This window comes from Pseudomonas sp. 14P5.3.2 (assembly GCF_057799175.1).
Window position 1 is genome coordinate 63494 of record NZ_JBYOKU010000011.1, and the last position, 19518, is coordinate 83011.

Sequence of the window (19518 nt, forward strand, 5' to 3'; positions counted from 1 at the left end):
CATCGCGAGCAGGCTCACTCCTACAAGGATCTCTTAAAGCTTGAGATCAGGCCAATTCCAGCCAGATCGGCGCATGATCCGACGGTTTTTCCATCCCGCGCAGTTCATAGTCCACGCCCGCATCCTTGACCCGTGGCAGCAAGCCATGGGAAGCGAGGATCACGTCGATGCGCAGGCCACGCTTGGGCTCATCTTCAAACCCACGGCTGCGGTAATCGAACCAGCTGAACATGTCGGTCACGTCCGGGTTCAGGTGGCGGAAGCTGTCGGTCAGGCCCCAGTTTTTCAGGCGAGCCATCCACTCGCGCTCTTCCGGGAGGAAGCTGCATTTGCCGGTTTTCAGCCAGCGCTTCATGTTGTCCGGGCCGATGCCGATGTCGCAGTCTTCCGGGGAAATGTTCACATCGCCCATCACCACCAGCGGCTGCTCGTTGTGAAACTGGCTTTCCAGCAGGGTTTGCAGGTCGCTGTAAAAGCGTTGCTTGGCCGGGAATTTGGTCGGGTGGTCGCGGCTTTCGCCTTGCGGGAAGTAGCCATTCATGATGGTCACCGGCACGCCATTGGCGTCGGCGAAGGTGCCCCAGATAAAGCGGCGCTGCGCGTCTTCTTCATCCGTGGCGAAACCTTTGTGAATGGCAATCGGCTCTTTGCGCGAAAGCAGGGCGACGCCGTAATGGCCTTTCTGGCCGTGGAAATAAACGTGATAGCCCAGCGCCCGCACTTCTTCCAGCGGGAACTGGTCGTCGTGGACCTTGGTTTCCTGCAGGCCGATCACGTCCGGCTGATGCTTTTCGATCAGCGCTGCCAACTGATGCGGACGGGCGCGCAGTCCGTTGATGTTGAAGGAAACAATCTTCATGGTCGGCAGTCCTGGCAAAAGGGCGATGCTAGCTGACATGTGGGATGGGGGCCAGTGTGGGGTGGGAGAAATCATTTTTGTCTGTGGGATGTGGGTTGCCTGGGCAGGCCTCTTCGCGAGCAAGCTCGCTCCCACAGGGGTATGCATTCCAAATGTGGGAGCGAGCTTGCTCGCGAAGAGGCCCGCCCAGTCGATGAAGCTCACGGCTTGGTCTATACCTGTGGGGAACTGTGCCACCCGCAAAAGGTTCGTACCAACAAGAGCGCAGCCATTTGAGCCGCGCCCCGGGGGAGAATCACCGTCATGCCTGAAACCCAGACCGCCATCGCCGACATCCACATGCTCGACCGCGGTTACTCGCGCGAAGCCCGATCGCTGCTGTATCAGGCCTATCGCCACGAGCCGACTTTCGGCTATCTGTTCGAAGCCGAACGGCCGGGCTACGAGCAACGCGTGCGGGCCACGGTGCGTGAGTTGGTCAAGCAGCATTTTCTGCAGGATCTGCCGGCCATCGGCCTGCTGGTCAACGACCGTTTGATCGGCATCGCCCTGATTGCGCCGCCGCAGCGTCGTCTTGGGATTACCGAGAGTTGGGCGTGGCGCTTGCGCATGGTGCTCAGCACCGGATTTCGTTGCACCCGGCGCTATCTGGAATATCACGATGCGGTGGCCGCCTGCGTGCCGAGCGATTCGGTGCACATGCTGCCGCTGCTGGGGATTCATCCGCAGTTTCAGGGTAAACACTTCGGCGAGCAGTTGCTGACGGCGGTGCACAACTGGTGCGCAGTGGACGAAACCTCGCAAGGCGTGGTGCTCGACACCGGCAACCCGCGCTACCTGGAATTCTACAAACGTCAGGGTTATGAGGAGATTGGTGAAGTGGCCGTCGGCCCGGTGCGCGAGCACGTGTTTTTCCACGCCAATCCGCAGGTGTTACAAACTGCAATGGCTTAGCCGTAGAACTTTTTCGGAAATTTCCTGTTCTATCACGCTCCCAAGCCCGTGATAGCATCCGCGCCTATGAAGTTTCCAGGAAGATTTACCAGTGGCGTGCTCATGCTGTTAACCAGCTGCGCGGCGCTGGCGCAAAGTGAATTGGACGTGCGGATCAAACCGTCCAACGACGAACTCAAGGCCAATATAGAAGGCTATATCGGCAGCCTCGGCGATCGTGACGAACAAGCCTTGCTGCGCTTCAGTCGCGGGGCCGAGGAGCAGGCGCGCAAAGCCGCGCAGGCCTTGGGTTATTACCAGCCGCAGATCGACAGTGACGTCAAGGGCGGTGAAAAACCGCGTCTGGTGCTGAACATCGATCCCGGTGAGCCGATTCGCCTGCGCAACGTCACCGTGCGCGTCGACGGGCCTGCCGCCTCCCTCAAATCCTTTCGTGTGCCGAGCAGCGACACGCTCAAGTCCGGCGCGGTGCTCAACCATGGGCGTTATGAAGACGCCAAACGCCTGATCCAGAACCAGGCCTCGCGCTTCGGTTTCTTCAGTGGCCATTTCACCAGTCAGAAACTCCTGGTCGACCCGCGAGCCGGGGTGGCCGACGTCGAATTGATCTACGAAAGCGGCCCGCGTTACGCGCTGGGCAAAGTCCATTTTGAAGGCGACACACCCTTCGACGAAGACCTGCTGCAACGCATGGTGCCGTTCAAGGCCGGCGACCCGTATGACTCCGAGCTGATCGCCGAACTCAATCGCGACCTGCAATCGAGCGGCTATTTCGAAGGTGTGCGCGTCGATGCTGCGCCGACGGCGGCGAAAAACGATGTGATCCCGGTCGACGTCAAACTCGACACGCGCAAGCCACGCACCATGGGCCTGGGCCTCGGTTACTCCACCGACGTCGGCCCGCGGATCAAGGCCAACTGGACCCGCCACTGGGTCAACCCGCAGGGCGACAGTTACGGCTGGGAAGCCGAGCTGTCGGCGCCACGGCAGAACGTCGGGCTGTTCTATGACATCCCGCTCGATCCACCGCTGACCGACAAACTGCGCTGGGCCGGTGGTTATCAATATGAAGACATCGACGGCTCGGACACCCTGAGCAAGCTGCTGACCTTTGGCCCGGAATGGCACAGCAAATTGCCCAGCGGCTGGCAGCGGGTCATCTCGCTGAAATGGCAGCGTGAGGAATATCAGCTCGGTGACGACTCCGGTCTCAGTACCTTGTTGATGCCCGGTATCAGTTATTCGTACCTGAAAAGCGACAACCGCATCGACCCGCACAACGGCTATCGCCTGACCTTTGAAAGCAAAGTGGCGAAGGAAGGTCTCGGCTCTGACAACAATCTGCTGTATGGCACGGCGTTGATCAAAGGCCTGACCACCGTGTTCGACAACCACCGCTTCCTCGGCCGGGTGCAGGTCGGAGGCAGCGCCACCAACGGTTATAACTCGGTGCCACCGTCGCTGCGCTTCTTCGCCGGTGGCGACCAAAGCGTGCGCGGTTACGACTATCAAAGCCTGTCCCCGAAAAACTCTGAAGGCGACCGCATCGGTGGACGCTACATGGTCGCCGGCAGCGTCGAATATCAATATTCGATCGCCGAAAAATGGCGGGTCGCGACCTTCGTCGACCAGGGCAACTCCTTCAACAAACTCGAACTGCCGAACCTCAAGACCGGGGTCGGTATCGGTGTGCGCTGGGTCTCGCCGGTGGGGCCGATCCGCCTCGACCTGGCTCACGCGCTGGACGACGACGGCGGCATCCGGCTGCACTTTTCCATGGGGCCTGAGCTGTGAAGCGTGGTTTGAAAATTACCGCTCTGGCGCTGTTGGCGCTGGTGTTATTGATCGTACTGAGCATCAGCGCGGTACTCGGAACGCAGGCCGGCAGCCGTTGGGCGCTGGGCCTGGTGCCGGGTCTGAGCGTGGAGAATTTCCAGGGCCGTCTCGGCGGACAATGGAGCGCCGACCACCTGCTGTGGCAGCAGGGCAGCAGCCGGGTCGAACTGAACCGGCCGATCTTCGCCTGGTCGCCGCTGTGCCTGACCCGCATGACGCTGTGCATCGAACAGCTCAAGGCTGATCAGGTGATCCTGCAATTCCCGCCGAGTGAAGAAACCAGCGAGAGCGGCCCGATCAAACTGCCGGATCTGCAATTGCCGGTGGCCATCGAACTGGGTGACGTGCAGGTCGGCAGCCTGCTGTTCAACGGCAGCGAGCAGCTCAAGGGCCTGCAACTGGCGGCGCACTGGACCGCCCAAGGTATGCAGATCGATAGCGTGAAACTGCAGCGCGACGATCTGAGCCTGAACCTCTCCGGCCTGCTGCAACCGACCGGCAACTGGCCGCTGAACATCACCGGTGACCTGACCCTGCCGTCTCCGGGCGCAGGCCCATGGACACTGGCGTTGAAAGTCGACGGCGATCTGCTGAAAACTCTCAACCTGCATGCCGACAGCCGTGGCTACCTCGACGGCCAGTTGAGCGGCGAGCTGCAGCCGCTGGCAGAAAACCTCCCGGCCAGGGTGCGCATCACCTCCGAGGCATTCAAACCGAGCGCCGATCTGCCGGACACTCTGCAATTCAATCAACTGGTTTTGACCGGGGAAGGTGACCTGAAAAACGGTTACCAATTGCTCGGCAACGCCACGCTGCCCGCCGAAAAAGGCCCGGTGGCGTTGCTGCTCAAAGGCAAGGTCGATGCCAGCGGCGCGCAGATCGCCGGCCTCGACCTCAGTGCCAACGACAAGCAAAGTCTCAAACTCACCGGCAGCGTTGACTGGAGCAAGGGCCTCAGCGCTCAGGCCAACATCAACTGGCAGGATTTTCCGTGGCACCGGTTGTATCCCGAGATTGACGAGCCGCAAGTCGCCTTGCGCACCTTCACTGGCGAAGTCTCCTACACCGATGGCCAATACCTCGGTAACTTCGCCGCCGACCTCGATGGCCCGGCGGGGGCGTTCAGCCTGAGCAGTCCGTTCAGTGGCAGCCTGAAACAGATCGCGTTGCCGCAACTGAAAATGCAGGCCGGTCAGGGCAAGGCTGAAGGGCACGTGAACGTGCAGTTCGCCGACGGCATCGCCTGGGACACGGCGCTGGATCTTTCGGCGCTGAACCCGGCGTACTGGGTCGCGGAGTTGCCGGGCACCCTGGCCGGGCCGCTGCGCAGCAAAGGCGAAATGAAGAACGAGCGCCTGAGCATCACCGCCGACCTCGACCTCAAGGGCAAACTGCGCGGACAACCGGCGGTGCTGCAAGCCAAGGCTGACGGCGTCGGCGAACAGTGGAATCTCAACGCCCTGCAAATCCGCCTCGGCGACAACAGCATCAGCGGCAAGGGCAGCCTGCAACAGAAACTCACTGGCCAGATCGACATCAAGCTGACGCGTCTGGCCCAGCTCTGGCCGCAGTTGCGCGGGCAGGTCAACGGTCAGGTCAATGTCGCCGGCACGCTCCAGGCGCCGCAAGGCAAGCTCGACCTGCAAGGTTCGCAACTGGCGTTCCAGGACAATCGTCTGCAAAGCCTCAACCTCGACGCCACGCTCGACAGTGCGCAACGGGCGAAGATCGACTTGAAGGGCAGCGGCATTCAGGCCGGCGATACCAACCTCGGCGTGTTGACCGCCAGCGCTCAGGGCGACATCAAGCGCCAGACACTCAACCTCGACCTGCTTGGGCCGAAGCTGAAACTGGCCCTCGGTCTGGACGGCAATCTGGACAAAGGCAACTGGCGCGGTCGTTTGGCCAGCGGCGATATTCAGGCCGGCGGTCAGGACTGGAAACTGCAGAACCCGGCCAAACTGGAGCGTTTGGCTGACGGCAAGATCAACTTCGGCGCGCATTGTTGGATGTCCGGCAATGCCAGCCTGTGCGGTGAAGACCAGCGGCTGCTGCCCGAGCCGAAACTGCGCTACCACCTCAAGCAGTTCCCGATCGAAAGCCTCGCACAATGGTTGCCCAAAGACTTCGCCTGGCAGGGCAAGCTCAACGCCGATCTGCAACTGGATCTGCCGGCCAGCGGCCCGAATGGCGTGGTCAGCGTCGACGCCAGCGGCGGCATCTTGCGCATGAAGGAAAAGGATCAGTGGCTGGACTTCCCGTACCAGACCCTGAAGCTCACCAGCAAACTCACACCGAAGCGCATCGACACCGATCTCAATTTCGTCGGCGGCAAGCTCGGTGAATTGATGGTGCAGGCGCAGCTCAATCCGCTGCCGAAAAACAAGCCGTTGAACGGCTCGTTCCGGCTCTCCGGCCTGGACCTGTCGGTGGCGCGGCCGTTTGTACCGATGGTCGAGAAACTCACCGGGCGCCTGAACGGCAGCGGCACGATTTCCGGCGGGCTGCTGGCGCCGCTGGTCAACGGCACGGTGAAACTCAGCGACGGCGAAGTCTCCGGCGCCGAGCTGCCGATGGAACTCAAAGACCTGCAACTGCAAGCAGTGATTGCCGGCGAGTCCGTGCGTCTGGACGGCGGCTGGAAAAGTGGCAAGACCGGGCAGGGCAGTCTGAACGGTAATGTCGCCTGGGGTCAGGCGCTGATGGTCGATGTGGCGCTCAAGGGCACGCAATTGCCGGTCACCGTCGAGCCGTATGCCAAGCTGGAAGTGGCGCCGGATCTGAAAATCTCCATGGCCGGCGACGAGCTGAAGATTGCCGGCAAAGTGCTGGTACCCAGAGGCGAAATCACCGTCCGCGAACTGCCGCCCTCCACGGTTAAAGTCTCCGATGACACGATCATCGTTGGTGCGCAGACCGAGGAGGGTAAACCGCCGATGGCCATGAAGATGGACATTGATGTGGTGGTCGGTGACGACAAACTCAGCTTCGCCGGATTCGGCCTGACCGCCAACCTGCAAGGTCATGTGCACATCGGCGACAACATGGACACCCGTGGCGAGCTGTGGCTCAACGACGGCAAATACCGCGCCTACGGCCAGCGCCTGACGGTTCGGCGTGCACGGCTGTTGTTCGCTGGTCCCATCGACCAGCCGTATCTGGACATCGAAGCGATCCGCCAGACCGACGACGTGATCGCCGGTATTCGTCTGAGCGGCAGCGCCGAGCAGCCGACCACGCAAATCTTCTCCGAGCCGGCCATGAGCCAGGAGCAGGCGCTGTCTTATCTGGTGCTCGGTCGTCCGTTGAGCAGCAACGGCGAGGACAACAACATGCTTGCCCAGGCAGCACTTGGCCTCGGCTTGATGGGCAGTTCCGGGGTCACCAGCAGTCTGGCCAAAGACCTGGGGATTCAGGACTTCCAACTCGACACCCAAGGCAGCGGCAACACCACCAGCGTGGTCGCCAGCGGCAATATCTCCGAGAAACTCAGCCTGCGTTATGGCGTCGGTGTGTTCGAACCGGCCAACACCATTGCGCTGCGTTACAAGCTGAGCAAGAAGGTTTATCTCGAAGCCGCCAGCGGTGTCGCCAGTTCGCTGGATATCTTCTATAAGCGCGATTTCTGAGAGCGTGGCCAATAGCCGGGTCGTGACGCTGCGATCCGGTTTTTTCAGGATGTATTAGACTCACCGAACCCTCAAAACCTTGCCGGTTGCGCCTATGGTCCGCTTGAGTATGGTCTTGCTCGGTAATGACTTTGTCCGCAAGCGTTGGTCGACGCTGGCGCTGACCGGCATTGTCTGGGGCGCGGCCGGGGTGGCGATCTTCATCGATGCGCTGGACGGCGTGCTGTATTTTCCGCTGCATGTCTTTGGCTATCTGCTGTTGCTCGAGGCTCTGATCATTCTGTTGGTGCCGGCACCGCAGACCGGCACCGCCGCCGCTTTGCGCAAGGCCCGCGGCCTGGCGTTCCTGCTGCTTGGGCTGCTGATCGTCGACCGGCAACATGTCGCCAGCCTGATTCTGGCAGTGCTGTTCGGTGTGGCGTTTCTGCTCGATGGCGGCTTTCGGCTGGCGGCGGCGGTGGTGGTGCGTTTTGTCGGTTGGCGACTGTCACTGCTGACCGGATTGTTCGAAATCACCTTTGGCCTGTTCATCCTCGAACCGTATCCGACGCTGTATAAGGGCACGGTGCCGTTCTGCATTGGCATGAGCATCTTTCTTTCGGGCTGCGCGTTGTTGCGCCAGTCACTGCGCTTCAAGCACCAGCCACCGTTGGCGAGTCCGGCCTCGGTCGGTGGGCCGGCCCCCAGCACCGCGCTGGTGATCCATGTCTGGACACCCAGCGGCACCGTTGATGACACTCTGGTGCGCAACCGCCTGCTCAATCGTTATATCGCAGCGGTCGACATCAACGGTGTGATTTCTGCCGGCCACGCGGCCCTGGAATGCGGCCCGGACATTTACATCAGCCATTACCCGCTGGATGACATCGATCGTTCGGCGGGGGATTTCGTGCGATTGCTGCGGGCGACGCCGAACAATGATGTCGCCGGCCGGTTCCTGCCTGACTATGCGGGTGAGGTGGCGGACTGGTGTCCGTCTTCGGTTCAGGTCAGTTTTGCTCATTACGACGCCCGGCGACTGCAGGCGTTCTGGAGCGAATACCGGCAGAACAGCACGTACAACCTCACCAGCCGCAACTGTTCCAGTGCCGTCGCCCATAGCCTCGAAGCGGCCCTTGAAGGGGCGATGAATCGCGGGCATTCGAGCATGCTCGACTTCGCCCGAGTGATCCTCAGCCCCGAGTTCTGGGTGGCGGCGCAAGTGCGTAAACGCGCCGAAGTCATGGCCTGGACGCCCGGTCTGGTGCTCGACTATGCACTCGCGCTGCATGCCGCGATCGAGCCCGCACCGCCGGGCTGGCACAGCATGTATGCGGTGATCAAACGCGCTTGCGGTTATGCGCTGACGGCCTTGCGCGGGCGTGAAGTGCATCCCCTCCAGCCGCCATCTGTGCATCCTTCCGACAAATCCTGACCGACGTTACACCCAGTCGCTGCCTTCGCGAGCAAGCTCGCTCCCACATTGATCCATGTATGCATGAGATCCCTGTGGGAGCGAGCTTGCTCGCGAAAGCGTCAGTGCGGGCAACACAAAAACCCAGTCCACTGGTCAACTAATTACAAAGCAACCTAACTATTACGTTGACATTCGCTGCCTAGGCAGTAACATCTCGACATACATTCACTGCCTAGGCAGTTATTAGGTGAGCACATGAAACATTTCACCCCGGACGAATTCAAGCATTGCCATCTCGGCCTGTTGCTGGGCCGTGCCGCGCTGCTCAAAGACAAGATCATCGACACCCACATGGACCCCCACGGCATCACCGCCGCGCAGTTCAAGGTGTTGATCATCATGGCCCAGTACGGCGTCGATACTCCGGCCGAGCTGTGCCGGCATCTGTCGCTGGACAGCGGTTCGATGACACGCATGCTCGATCGTCTGGAACAGAAAGGTTTCCTGGCTCGCCAACGCAGCGAAGGCGATCGCCGTCAGGTGCAGCTCAAACTCACCGAGCAGGGCCAGCAACTGGCCGATCGTCTGCCGCACATCGGCGCCGATGCAATGAATGAACTGGCCGGCGCCGTCACTACGGACGAGTTGAAGACCCTGGAATACATCCTCAAGAAAATCCTGCTGGCCGCCGGTGACCCGATCACCATCCAGCGCTTAGGTGAACACAATGAGCAGTAAAACCTTGCGCAGCAGCCTGACCCTGGTGCTGTCGGCAATGATCCTTGCCGGTTGCGCCAATTACAGTGGCCTCGACACTCAAGGCAAAAATCTTGATGCGAAAAGCCTGAAAGTCGGCCAGTCCCTCAACGGTGTGACCCTGTCGCCGGCGGCATGGCCGAAAAGCGACTGGTGGACCAGCCTTGGCGACCCACAACTCGACGGTCTGATCCGCGAAGCCCTGCACGACAGCCCGGACATGCAGATCGCCGAAGCCCGCGCCCATCAGGCCAGCGCCGCCGCGTATGCCGCCGATGCTGAGCGTTACCCGACCCTCGACGCCAGCGCCGGTATCAGCCGCTCGCGGCTGGCCAAGGACCAGGATCCGCTGGGCAAGGGCGATGCCTATGCCACCGTGCGCAATATCAGCGCCGGGTTCAATTACAACTTCGACCTGTGGGGCGGCCAGCGAGATGCCTGGGAAGCCGCTCTCGGTCAGGCCCGCGCTGCGGAAGTCGACCGTCAGGCCGCGCAATTGACCCTCGCCGCCGACGTGGCCCGGGCCTACAGCGATCTGGGACAGGCGCACATCGTCTACGACCTGGCCAACGACGATCTGAAACGCACCAAACAGATGCTCGATCTGAGCCAGCGCCGCTTGAGTGCCGGGATCGACAGCCAGTACCAGTTCCAGCAAACCCAGAGTCTGGAAGCCAGTTCCGAAGCCAGCCTGATCGATGCCGAAAAACGCTTGAACAGCGCGAAAATCGCCCTGGCCGTGCTGCTCGGCAAAGGCCCGGATCGCGGCAACGAAATTGCCCGGCCGAAAGTCCTGCAAGCCAGCGCCGTGGCGGTGCCGTCGGTGTTGCCGGCGGAACTGCTCGGTCGGCGTCCGGATCTGGTCGCTGCGCGCTGGCGCGTAGAGGCGGCGAGCAAAGACATCGACTCGGCGAAAACCCGCTTCTATCCCAACCTGAACCTTACGGCGTCTGCCGGTGCCGAATCCTTGTTGGGTGACGCAATGTTCGGGTCGGCCAGTCGCTTCTTCAGCATCGCCCCGACCATCTCGGTGCCGATCTTCGACGGCGGGCGCCTGCGCGCCAACCTTGATGCGCGCGACGCCGATTACGATCTGGCGGTGGCGCAGTACAACAAAAGCCTGGTGAAAGCACTGGGTGATGTCAGCGACACGATCAACCAGTTGCGTGACATCGGCCGGCAGATCGGGGCGCAGCAACACGCCACCGAGATTGCCCAGGACTCTTACAACACCGTCGTCCAGCGTTACGGTTCCGGCATCGGCAACTACCTGGACGTGCTCAGCATCGAGCAGCAATTGCTGCAGGCCCAGCGTCAGCTGGCCAACCTCAATGCCGAGCAGATCGACCTGTCGATTCAACTGATGCAAGCGCTGGGCGGCGGCTTTCAGGGTGAAACCCTGACCGCAGCCAACGCCACCCCAGCCACGTCGCACAACTAATTCAGGTATTTGTCATGGCCACTGCCGAAAACACTCAAACTCAAGACAACACCCCCGACACCGGTAATCCACGCAAGCGCAAAGTGATGCTGCTGGTGCTGGCCGTCGTGGTCCTGCTCGCCGGGGCCGGCGTGTGGGCGTATCACGAATTCATCGGGCGCTTCAACGAAAGCACCGACGACGCCTACGTCAACGGCAACGTCGTTGAGATCACGCCGCTGGTCACCGGCACCGTGGTCAGCATTGGCGCTGACGATGGCGATCTGGTCCACGAAGGCCAGGTGCTGATCAACTTTGACCCTAACGACGCTGAAGTCGGCCTGCAAAGTGCCCAGGCGAAACTGGCGCGTACCGTGCGTCAGGTGCGCGGCCTGTACAGCAACGTCGACGGCATGAAAGCCCAGGTCAACGCGCAACAGGCTGAAGTGCAGAAGGCTCAGGACAACTACAACCGCCGGAAAAACCTCGCTGCTGGCGGGGCGATTTCCCAGGAAGAACTGTCCCACGCCCGCGATGACCTGACCTCGGCGCAAAACGCCCTGGCCAACGCCAAACAGCAACTGAAAACCACCAGCGCGCTGGTCGATGACACCGTGGTTTCGTCGCACCCGGACGTGATGCAGGCTGCTGCTGAACTGCGCCAGGCCTACCTGACCAACGCTCGCAGCACCCTGATTGCGCCGGTCACCGGTTACGTCGCTAAACGTACCGTGCAACTCGGTCAGCGCGTACAGCCGGGCACCGCGCTGATGGCGGTGATCCCGCTGGATCAGCTGTGGATCGACGCCAACTTCAAGGAAACCCAACTGCGTGACATGCGCATCGGCCAACCGGTGGACATCGAGTCTGACATCTACGGCAGCAGCGTGAAGTACAGCGGCACCGTCGACAGCCTCGGCGCCGGTACCGGCAGCGCGTTTGCTCTGTTGCCGGCGCAGAACGCCACCGGTAACTGGATCAAGATCGTTCAGCGTGTGCCGGTGCGGATTCACATCAACGCCGAAGAGCTGGCCAAGCATCCGCTGCGGGTCGGTCTGTCGACCAACGTTGAAGTGAACCTGCATGACCAGAGCGGTCCGGTGCTGGCCCAGCAACCGCCGCAAAAGGCCTCGTTCACCACCAACGTTTACGAGCAGCAACTGGCTGAAGCCGACGCGATGATTGCGCAGCTGATCCACGACAACAGCGCGGCGGTGAGCAAAACCGCGCAACGCTAAGGTCACACCCTTCAGGTGCGGGCTTTTGTGGCGAGGGAGCTTGCTCCCGCTCGGCTGCGAAGCAGTCGTGAAGCTTTTAGGGCCGCTTCGCGGCCCAGCGGGAGCAAGCTCCCTCGCCACAAAAAGCGCGCTCCCATAGCGTCAACCCGGTTTCATAGGATTCACAATGAGCAATAACGCCTCTTTCACGCCGCCCAGCCTGTTGCTCAGCACCATCGGCCTGTCGCTGGCGACTTTCATGCAAGTGCTCGACACCACCATTGCCAACGTGGCCTTGCCGACCATTTCCGGCAACCTGGGCGTGAGTTCGGAGCAGGGCACCTGGGTCATCACCTCGTTTGCCGTGAGCAACGCCATTGCGCTGCCGCTGACCGGCTGGCTCAGTCGGCGTTTCGGCGAGGTGAAGCTGTTTCTCTGGGCGACCATTCTGTTTGTGCTGGCCTCGTTTCTCTGCGGTATCTCCACGTCGATGCCGGAACTGATCGGCTTCCGTGTGCTGCAAGGCCTGGTGGCCGGGCCGCTGTACCCGATGACACAGACCCTGTTGATTGCCGTCTATCCCCCCGCGAGGCGCGGCATGGCCCTGGCATTGCTGGCGATGGTCACGGTGGTTGCGCCAATTGCCGGGCCGATTCTCGGCGGCTGGATCACCGACAGCTATAGCTGGCCGTGGATCTTCTTCATTAACGTACCGATCGGCATCTTTGCGGTGATGGTGGTGCGCTCGCAACTGGCCAAGCGCCCGGTGGAAACCAGTCGCCAACCGATGGACTACGTCGGCCTGATCTCGCTGATCATCGGCGTCGGCGCGTTGCAGGTGATCCTCGACAAGGGCAATGATCTCGACTGGTTCGAATCGAACTTCATCATCATCGGCGCGGCGATTTCGGTGATCGCCCTGGCGGTGTTCGTCATCTGGGAAATGACCGACCAGCATCCGGTGGTGAACCTGCGGTTGTTCGCCTACCGCAACTTCCGCATCGGCACGCTGGTGCTGGTGCTGGGTTACGCCGGGTTCTTCGGCATTAACCTGATCCTGCCGCAGTGGTTGCAAACGCAGATGGGTTACACCGCGACCTGGGCCGGTCTGGCGGTGGCGCCGATCGGGATTCTGCCGGTGCTGCTGTCGCCGTTTGTCGGCAAGTACGCGAACAAGTTCGACCTGCGCCTGCTGGCTGGTCTGGCGTTCCTGGCGATTGGCCTGAGCTGCTTCATGCGCGCCGGATTCACCAACGAGGTGGACTTCCAGCACATCGCCCTGGTGCAGCTGTTCATGGGTATCGGCGTGGCACTGTTCTTCATGCCGACCCTGAGCATCCTGATGTCCGACCTGCCGCCGAGCCAGATCGCCGACGGCGCTGGCCTCGCCACCTTCCTGCGGACTCTGGGCGGTAGCTTTGCGGCATCGCTGACCACGTGGATCTGGATTCGCCGCGCCAATCAGCATCATGCCTACATGAGCGAAAGCATCAGCACCTTCGAGCCGGCGACCCGCGAGACGTTGAATCATTTAGGCGGCGCGAGCCAATCGGCGTACGCGCAGATGGATCAGATCCTCACCAGCCAGGCGTACATGCTCTCCACCGTGGATTACTTCACGTTGCTGGGCTGGGGGTTCATGGGGCTGATTCTGATTGTGTGGCTGGCGAAACCGCCGTTTGCTGCCAAGGCCGGCCCGGCCGCCAGCGGTCACTAAGCAAAACGCGGTCAAAAATGTGGGAGCGGGCTTGCTCGCGAAAGCGGTGTGTCATTCAGCAGAGATGTCGACTGAACCACCGCCTTCGCGAGCAAGCCCGCTCCCACATTGGGTTTTGTGTTGTGTCAGTTGGCAGGTGCTGCCAGTTGTGGTGGCGGGGCGAAGTCGAACGGTGCCAGGGCATACCCGTTCTCATCCACCTGCAACGCCCAACCCTGACGATCCCAGTCCCCCAGCACAATCCGCTTCGCCGCCTGCTCGCCGAGCTGCAGCTTGTGGATCGCCGGACGATGGGTGTGGCCGTGGATCAGGGTTTTCACCCCGTATTGCTGCATGATCCGCGGAATCTCTTCCGGCGTGACATCGACGATGTCATTGGCCTTCATCCGCACCTGCGCACGGCTTTCGCTGCGTAGCTTGCGCGCCAGTTTGTGGCGGGTGCTCAGCGGCAGGTGGCGCAGGATGAACAGGGTGATCGGGTTGCGCAGGTAGCGCCGCAGCTTCATATAGCCGACATCGCGGGTGCACAGGCTGTCGCCGTGCATCAACAACACCGGCTCGCCGTAAAACTGCACGACACTCGGGTCCTTCAACAGCGTGCAGCCGGCTTCTTTGCAGAAGGCCTTGCCGAGCAGGAAGTCGCGGTTGCCGTGCATCAGAAAAATCGCCGTGCCGCTGTCGCTCAATTGGCGCAGGGCCTGGCAGATGGAACGCTGGAAGGGCGTCATGGCATCGTCGCCAATCCACGCCTCGAAAAAGTCGCCCAAGATGTACAACGCACTCGCCGAGCGGGCGCGTCCGGCGAGCAAATCCAGAAACGCCCGGGTGATGTCCGGGCGCTCCTCTTCCAGATGCAAGTCTGAAATCAGCAATATCACGCTTCGATGATCTCGGCTTTCTCGATGATCACGTCGTCTTTCGGCACGTCCTGGTGACCGGCCTTGGAAGTCGTGGCAACGGCTTCGATCTTGTCGACGACATCGGTGCCGGCAACGACTTTACCGAACACGGCATAACCCCAGCCCTGAGCGGTCTTGGCGGTGTGGTTGAGGAAGCTGTTGTTGGTGGCGTTGATAAAGAACTGCGCCGAGGCCGAATGTGGATCCATGGTGCGGGCCATGGCCAGGGTGTACTTCTCGTTCTTCAGGCCGTTGTCGGCTTCGTTCTGGATGCTCGGGCGCTTGTCTTTCTTTTCCTGCATGCCAGGCTCGAAACCGCCGCCCTGGATCATGAAACCCTTGATGACGCGGTGGAAAATCACGTTCTCGTAGTGACCGTTTTTAACGTATTCGAGGAAGTTGGCAGCGGTGATCGGCGCTTTTTCCGCGTCCAGTTCGATGACGATGTCGCCGTAGTTGGTGGTCAGTTTGACTTGAGTCATGATCGCTACTCTTTATAAGGAATTCGTGGTTATGGGACATTCAGCCCCATGACCGGTTCAGCCTGCATCGGCCAAGGTGCGCAGTTTAGCGTGACAGGCGCGAATTTCGAGGCTGTTTTTCATATCCCGGCGATTAAATGCGCTCCTTTATAGGCCGCGCTCTGTCAGGCCCTTGACAGCATCGGCTATGATAGCGGCTTTGTTTTGTCTGGCCCCCTTTGCGGCCGCGCACATGTAAGTCAAGGATCCTATGAGCAAGCCCACTGTCGACCCTACCTCGAATGCCAAGTCCGGCCCTGCCGTGCCGGTCAATTTCCTGCGGCCGATCATCCAGGCAGACCTGGACTCGGGCAAGCACACCCAGATCGTCACCCGTTTTCCGCCTGAGCCCAACGGCTACCTGCACATCGGCCACGCCAAGTCGATCTGCGTGAACTTCGGCCTGGCCCAGGAGTTCGGTGGCGTGACGCACCTGCGTTTCGACGACACCAACCCGGCCAAGGAAGACCAGGAATACATCGACGCGATCGAAAGCGACGTCAAATGGCTGGGCTTCGAGTGGTCCGGCGAAGTGCGCTACGCCTCGCAGTATTTCGACCAGTTGCATGACTGGGCGGTCGAGCTGATCAAGGCCGGCAAGGCCTACGTCGACGACCTGACCCCTGAGCAGGCCAAGGAATACCGTGGCAGCCTGACCGAGCCGGGCAAGAACAGCCCGTTCCGCGACCGTTCGGTGGAAGAGAACCTTGACTGGTTCGCACGCATGCGTGCCGGTGAGTTCCCGGACGGCGCCCGCGTGCTGCGCGCGAAGATCGACATGGCCTCGCCGAACATGAACCTGCGCGACCCGATCATGTACCGCATCCGCCACGCCCATCACCATCAGACCGGTGACAAGTGGTGCATCTACCCGAACTATGACTTCACCCACGGTCAGTCGGACGCCATCGAAGGCATTACCCACTCGATCTGCACCCTGGAATTCGAAAGCCATCGTCCGCTGTACGAGTGGTTCCTGGAAAACCTGCCGGTGCCGGCCAACCCGCGCCAGTACGAATTCAGCCGTCTGAACCTGAACTACACCATCACCAGCAAGCGCAAGCTCAAGCAACTGGTCGATGAAAAGCACGTCAACGGCTGGGACGACCCGCGCATGTCGACGCTGTCCGGCTTCCGTCGCCGTGGCTACACGCCGGCTTCGATCCGCAACTTCTGCGACATGATCGGCACTAACCGTTCCGACGGCGTGGTCGACTTCGGCATGCTCGAGTTCAGCATCCGTCAGGACCTCGACGCGAACGCCCCGCGCGCCATGTGCGTGCTGCGTCCGTTGAAAGTCGTGATCACCAACTACCCGGAAGGTCAGGTCGAAAACCTCGAACTGCCGCGTCATCCGCAGAAAGAAGAACTCGGCGTGCGCAAGCTGCCGTTCGCCCGTGAAATCTACATCGACCGCGATGACTTCATGGAAGAACCGCCAAAGGGCTACAAGCGCCTAGAGCCGAACGGCGAAGTGCGCCTGCGTGGCAGCTACGTGATCCGTGCCGACGAAGCGATCAAGGACGCCGACGGTAACATCGTCGAGCTGCGTTGCTCGTACGATCCGGACACCCTGGGCAAGAACCCTGAAGGCCGCAAGGTCAAAGGCGTGATCCACTGGGTGCCGGCGGCTGCCAGCATCGAGTGCGAAGTGCGTCTGTACGATCGCCTGTTCCGTTCTCCGAACCCGGAGAAGGCCGAAGACAGCGCGAGTTTCCTCGACAACATCAACCCTGACTCACTGCAAGTGCTGACCGGTTGTCGTGCTGAGCCATCGCTGGGCAATGCACAGCCGGAAGACCGTTTCCAGTTCGAGCGCGAAGGCTACTTCGTTGCCGACATCAAGGACTCGAAACCAGGTCAGCCGGTATTCAACCGTACCGTGACCCTGCGTGATTCGTGGGGCCAGTGATTCTGCGTCAAGGAAATTAACGTGCTGACGATCTACAACACGCTCACCAAGAGCAAAGAAGTCTTCAAGCCGCTGGATGGCAACAAGGTGCGCATGTACGTGTGCGGCATGACCGTGTACGACTACTGCCACCTCGGCCACGGCCGCAGCATGGTCGCGTTCGACCTGGTGACCCGCTGGTTGCGGTTCAGCGGTTACGACCTGACCTACGTGCGCAACATCACCGACATCGACGACAAGATCATCAATCGTGCCCGCGAGAACGGTGAGTCGTTCGACGCGCTGACCGAGCGCATGATCGCGGCGATGCACGAAGACGAAGCGCGCCTGAACATCAAGAAGCCGGACATGGAGCCGCGGGCCACGGATCATATTCCGGGCATGCACGCGATGATCCAGACCCTGATCGACAAGGGCTACGCCTACGCTCCGGGCAATGGCGACGTGTACTACCGCGTCGCCAAGTTCATGGGCTACGGCAAGCTGTCGCGCAAGAAGATCGAAGACCTGCGCATCGGTGCGCGCATCGAAGTCGACGAGTCGAAAGAAGATCCGCTGGACTTCGTCCTGTGGAAAGCCGCCAAGCCGGGCGAGCCGAGCTGGGAATCGCCGTGGGGCGCCGGGCGTCCGGGCTGGCACATCGAGTGCTCGGTGATGTCCACCTGCTGCCTCGGTGAGACCTTCGACATTCATGGCGGCGGCAGCGACCTCGAGTTCCCGCACCATGAAAACGAAATCGCCCAAAGCGAAGCGGCCACCGGCAAGACCTACGCCAACGCGTGGATGCATTGCGGCATGATTCGTATCAATGGCGAGAAGATGTCCAAGTCCTTGAACAACTTCTTCACCATTCGCGACGTGCTCGACAAGTACCACCCGGAAGTCGTGCGTTACCTGCTGGTGTCGAGCCACTACCGCAGCGCGATCAACTACTCGGAAGACAACCTCAAGGACGCCAAGGGCGCTCTCGAGCGTTTCTACCACGCGCTGAAAGGCCTGCCGAGCGTCACCCCGGCCGGCGGCGAAGCCTTCGTCGAGCGTTTCACCACGGTGATGAACGACGACTTCGGCACGCCGGAAGCCTGCGCGGTGCTGTTCGAGATGGTGCGTGAGATCAACCGCCTGCGCGACAGCGATCTCGATGCAGCGGCCGGTCTGGCGGCACGTCTGAAAGAACTGGCGAGCGTGCTGGGTGTATTGCAACTGGAAGCCGATGACTTCCTGCAAGCGGGCGCCGAAGGGCGTGTCGATGCGGCTGAAGTCGACGCACTGATTGCAGCACGTCTGGCGGCACGCGCCGGCAAGGACTGGGCCGAATCCGACCGCATCCGCGACCAGCTCACCGCCATGGGCGTGGTGCTGGAAGACGGCAAGGGCGGCACGACCTGGCGTCTGGCTGACTGATTGCTTGATCCGCGTTAAAACAAAACCCGCCTTGTGCGGGTTTTGTTTTATCTAGAGGGTGGGGTTAGCTCAAGGCCCCGGTGCTGACCGCGACGATCAGGAAAATCCCCAGCACCGCGCGGTAGATGACGAATGGCCAGGTGGAGAATTTTTCCAGAAAGCGCATCAGGCCCCAGATCGCGAAGAACGCCGAGATGCTGGCAATCACCAGACCGAAAATCAGGTGCCCCCAAACGGCGGCTGGAAGGTCGGCATGGAACAACACCCACAACTCTTTCAAACCGGCGAGGGCGATGGCCGGCAGCCCGAGCAGGAACGAGAACCGCGCCGCTTCTTCACGCTTGAAGTTGAGAAACAACGCCGCCGTCAGCGTCGAGCCGGAGCGCGACACCCCGGGAATCAGCGCGCCAATCTGCGCTATGCCGACGATCAGCGCATCGCGCAGACGCATTTCGTCCACGGTGCGCCGATGCCGGCACGACAGTTCGGCAGCGGCCAGCAGAACCGCCATGACCACGCAGGAAATCCCGATCACCATCAGGCCGCGCAGGGGCGAGTTGCAGGCGTTGAGCGTCGAGGACAACGCAATGCCGGCAATGCCGATGGGTATGGTCGCCAGCACGATGGCCACCGCGAGGATGAACCAGCGGTTGTTGAAATCCCGTTGGCGCACCGCGTCGACGCTGCCACCGACCACTTGCTTGACGTCGCGCCAGAAATAACTGACCACCGCCGCCAGTGCAGCCAGCTGCATGGCCGCGGAAAACGCCGAGCCGGGATCCGGCCAGCCGAGCAGGGCCGGGACGATGCGCATATGCGCGGTGGAGGAAACGGGCAGCAACTCGGTGATGCCTTGAATGATGCCGAGGAAGCCGATCTGCAGGTAATCCAGCGAGGCGAAACCGATATCAAGGCCGGTGGAACAGATGTTGGTCAAAGCACTTATCCTGTGAAAATCAGGAGGAGGGAGGTGTCTGAATCAATGGCATGGCGAAAAA

14 protein-coding genes are annotated in these 19518 nt (G+C 61.2%); 10 read left to right on the plus strand and 4 right to left on the minus strand.

Going from position 1 to position 19518, the window contains the following annotated elements:
• Nucleotides 1-46: 46 nt before the first annotated feature.
• Nucleotides 47-859 carry an exodeoxyribonuclease III gene (xthA, locus tag AC27VU_RS11560; protein WP_226501300.1) on the minus strand — a complete coding sequence of 271 codons (813 nt, stop codon included), beginning with the start codon at nt 857-859 and terminating at the stop codon, nt 47-49.
• Between the two features lie 303 nt (nt 860-1162).
• Between xthA and AC27VU_RS11565 the strand changes: the two genes are divergently transcribed.
• The 8 genes from AC27VU_RS11565 (at nt 1163) to AC27VU_RS11600 (ending at nt 13784) form a co-directional block, all read left to right on the plus strand.
• Nucleotides 1163-1813 carry a GNAT family N-acetyltransferase gene (locus AC27VU_RS11565; protein WP_103485356.1) on the plus strand — a complete coding sequence of 217 codons (651 nt, stop codon included), beginning with the start codon at nt 1163-1165 and terminating at the stop codon, nt 1811-1813.
• A gap of 66 nt (nt 1814-1879) precedes the next feature.
• A complete protein-coding gene (locus AC27VU_RS11570; protein WP_103485355.1) occupies nt 1880-3607 on the plus strand; it encodes an autotransporter assembly complex protein TamA in 1728 nt (575 codons plus the stop codon).
• Nucleotides 3604-7278 (plus strand): translocation/assembly module TamB domain-containing protein, encoded by a 3675-nt coding sequence (locus AC27VU_RS11575; protein WP_488724106.1) that lies wholly within the window; start codon nt 3604-3606, stop codon nt 7276-7278. Before AC27VU_RS11570 ends, AC27VU_RS11575 begins: the two co-directional genes overlap by 4 nt.
• 94 nt (nt 7279-7372) lie before the next feature.
• Nucleotides 7373-8692, plus strand: a complete 1320-nt coding sequence (locus AC27VU_RS11580) for a hypothetical protein (RefSeq protein ID WP_488724107.1) — start codon at nt 7373-7375, stop codon at nt 8690-8692.
• Nucleotides 8693-8929: 237 nt separating this feature from the next.
• Nucleotides 8930-9412, plus strand: coding sequence for a MarR family winged helix-turn-helix transcriptional regulator (locus AC27VU_RS11585; protein ID WP_045122382.1), 483 nt, complete (start codon nt 8930-8932; stop codon nt 9410-9412).
• Nucleotides 9402-10871, plus strand: a complete 1470-nt coding sequence (locus AC27VU_RS11590) for an efflux transporter outer membrane subunit (protein WP_103522140.1) — start codon at nt 9402-9404, stop codon at nt 10869-10871. Before AC27VU_RS11585 ends, AC27VU_RS11590 begins: the two co-directional genes overlap by 11 nt.
• 14 nt (nt 10872-10885) lie before the next feature.
• Nucleotides 10886-12088, plus strand: a complete 1203-nt coding sequence (locus AC27VU_RS11595; protein WP_103485344.1) for an HlyD/EmrA/EmrK family protein — start codon at nt 10886-10888, stop codon at nt 12086-12088.
• Nucleotides 12089-12254: 166 nt separating this feature from the next.
• Complete coding sequence (locus AC27VU_RS11600; protein WP_003223741.1) at nt 12255-13784, plus strand: DHA2 family efflux MFS transporter permease subunit; 1530 nt, start codon at nt 12255-12257, stop codon at nt 13782-13784.
• 125 nt (nt 13785-13909) lie between these two features.
• On the opposite strand, the gene lpxH is transcribed toward AC27VU_RS11600, so the two are convergent.
• The gene (gene lpxH, locus AC27VU_RS11605) at nt 13910-14662 is read right to left on the minus strand and encodes a UDP-2,3-diacylglucosamine diphosphatase (protein ID WP_045122383.1); all 753 of its coding nucleotides are present in this window, start codon (nt 14660-14662) and stop codon (nt 13910-13912) included.
• Nucleotides 14659-15165, minus strand: a complete 507-nt coding sequence (locus AC27VU_RS11610) for a peptidylprolyl isomerase (protein WP_003223743.1) — start codon at nt 15163-15165, stop codon at nt 14659-14661. Before AC27VU_RS11610 ends, lpxH begins: the two co-directional genes overlap by 4 nt.
• 250 nt (nt 15166-15415) lie before the next feature.
• Here AC27VU_RS11610 and AC27VU_RS11615 point away from each other — a divergent pair, with 250 nt between their 5' ends.
• Both AC27VU_RS11615 and cysS read left to right on the plus strand, forming a co-directional pair.
• Nucleotides 15416-17116 carry a glutamine--tRNA ligase/YqeY domain fusion protein gene (locus AC27VU_RS11615; protein WP_003223745.1) on the plus strand — a complete coding sequence of 567 codons (1701 nt, stop codon included), beginning with the start codon at nt 15416-15418 and terminating at the stop codon, nt 17114-17116.
• A 21-nt stretch (nt 17117-17137) separates the two neighbouring features.
• Nucleotides 17138-18520: a cysteine--tRNA ligase gene (gene cysS, locus AC27VU_RS11620; RefSeq protein ID WP_488724108.1), complete on the plus strand. Its 1383-nt coding sequence runs from the start codon at nt 17138-17140 to the stop codon at nt 18518-18520.
• Nucleotides 18521-18584: 64 nt separating this feature from the next.
• On the opposite strand, the gene uppP is transcribed toward cysS, so the two are convergent.
• Nucleotides 18585-19457 carry an undecaprenyl-diphosphatase UppP gene (gene uppP, locus AC27VU_RS11625; protein ID WP_003223749.1) on the minus strand — a complete coding sequence of 291 codons (873 nt, stop codon included), beginning with the start codon at nt 19455-19457 and terminating at the stop codon, nt 18585-18587.
• Nucleotides 19458-19518 lie beyond the last annotated feature (61 nt).

Bases quoted from the DNA above. Each gene is read 5' to 3' on its own strand.
- xthA (WP_226501300.1), bottom strand. From the start codon at position 859: ATGAAGATTGTTTCCTTCAACATCAACGGACTGCGCGCCCGTCCGCAT.
- AC27VU_RS11565 (WP_103485356.1), top strand. From the start codon at position 1,163: ATGCCTGAAACCCAGACCGCCATCGCCGACATCCACATGCTCGACCGC.
- AC27VU_RS11570 (WP_103485355.1), top strand. From the start codon at position 1,880: ATGAAGTTTCCAGGAAGATTTACCAGTGGCGTGCTCATGCTGTTAACC.
- AC27VU_RS11580 (WP_488724107.1), top strand. From the start codon at position 7,373: ATGGTCCGCTTGAGTATGGTCTTGCTCGGTAATGACTTTGTCCGCAAG.
- AC27VU_RS11585 (WP_045122382.1), top strand. From the start codon at position 8,930: ATGAAACATTTCACCCCGGACGAATTCAAGCATTGCCATCTCGGCCTG.
- AC27VU_RS11590 (WP_103522140.1), top strand. From the start codon at position 9,402: ATGAGCAGTAAAACCTTGCGCAGCAGCCTGACCCTGGTGCTGTCGGCA.
- AC27VU_RS11595 (WP_103485344.1), top strand. From the start codon at position 10,886: ATGGCCACTGCCGAAAACACTCAAACTCAAGACAACACCCCCGACACC.
- AC27VU_RS11600 (WP_003223741.1), top strand. From the start codon at position 12,255: ATGAGCAATAACGCCTCTTTCACGCCGCCCAGCCTGTTGCTCAGCACC.
- AC27VU_RS11610 (WP_003223743.1), bottom strand. From the start codon at position 15,165: ATGACTCAAGTCAAACTGACCACCAACTACGGCGACATCGTCATCGAA.
- AC27VU_RS11615 (WP_003223745.1), top strand. From the start codon at position 15,416: ATGAGCAAGCCCACTGTCGACCCTACCTCGAATGCCAAGTCCGGCCCT.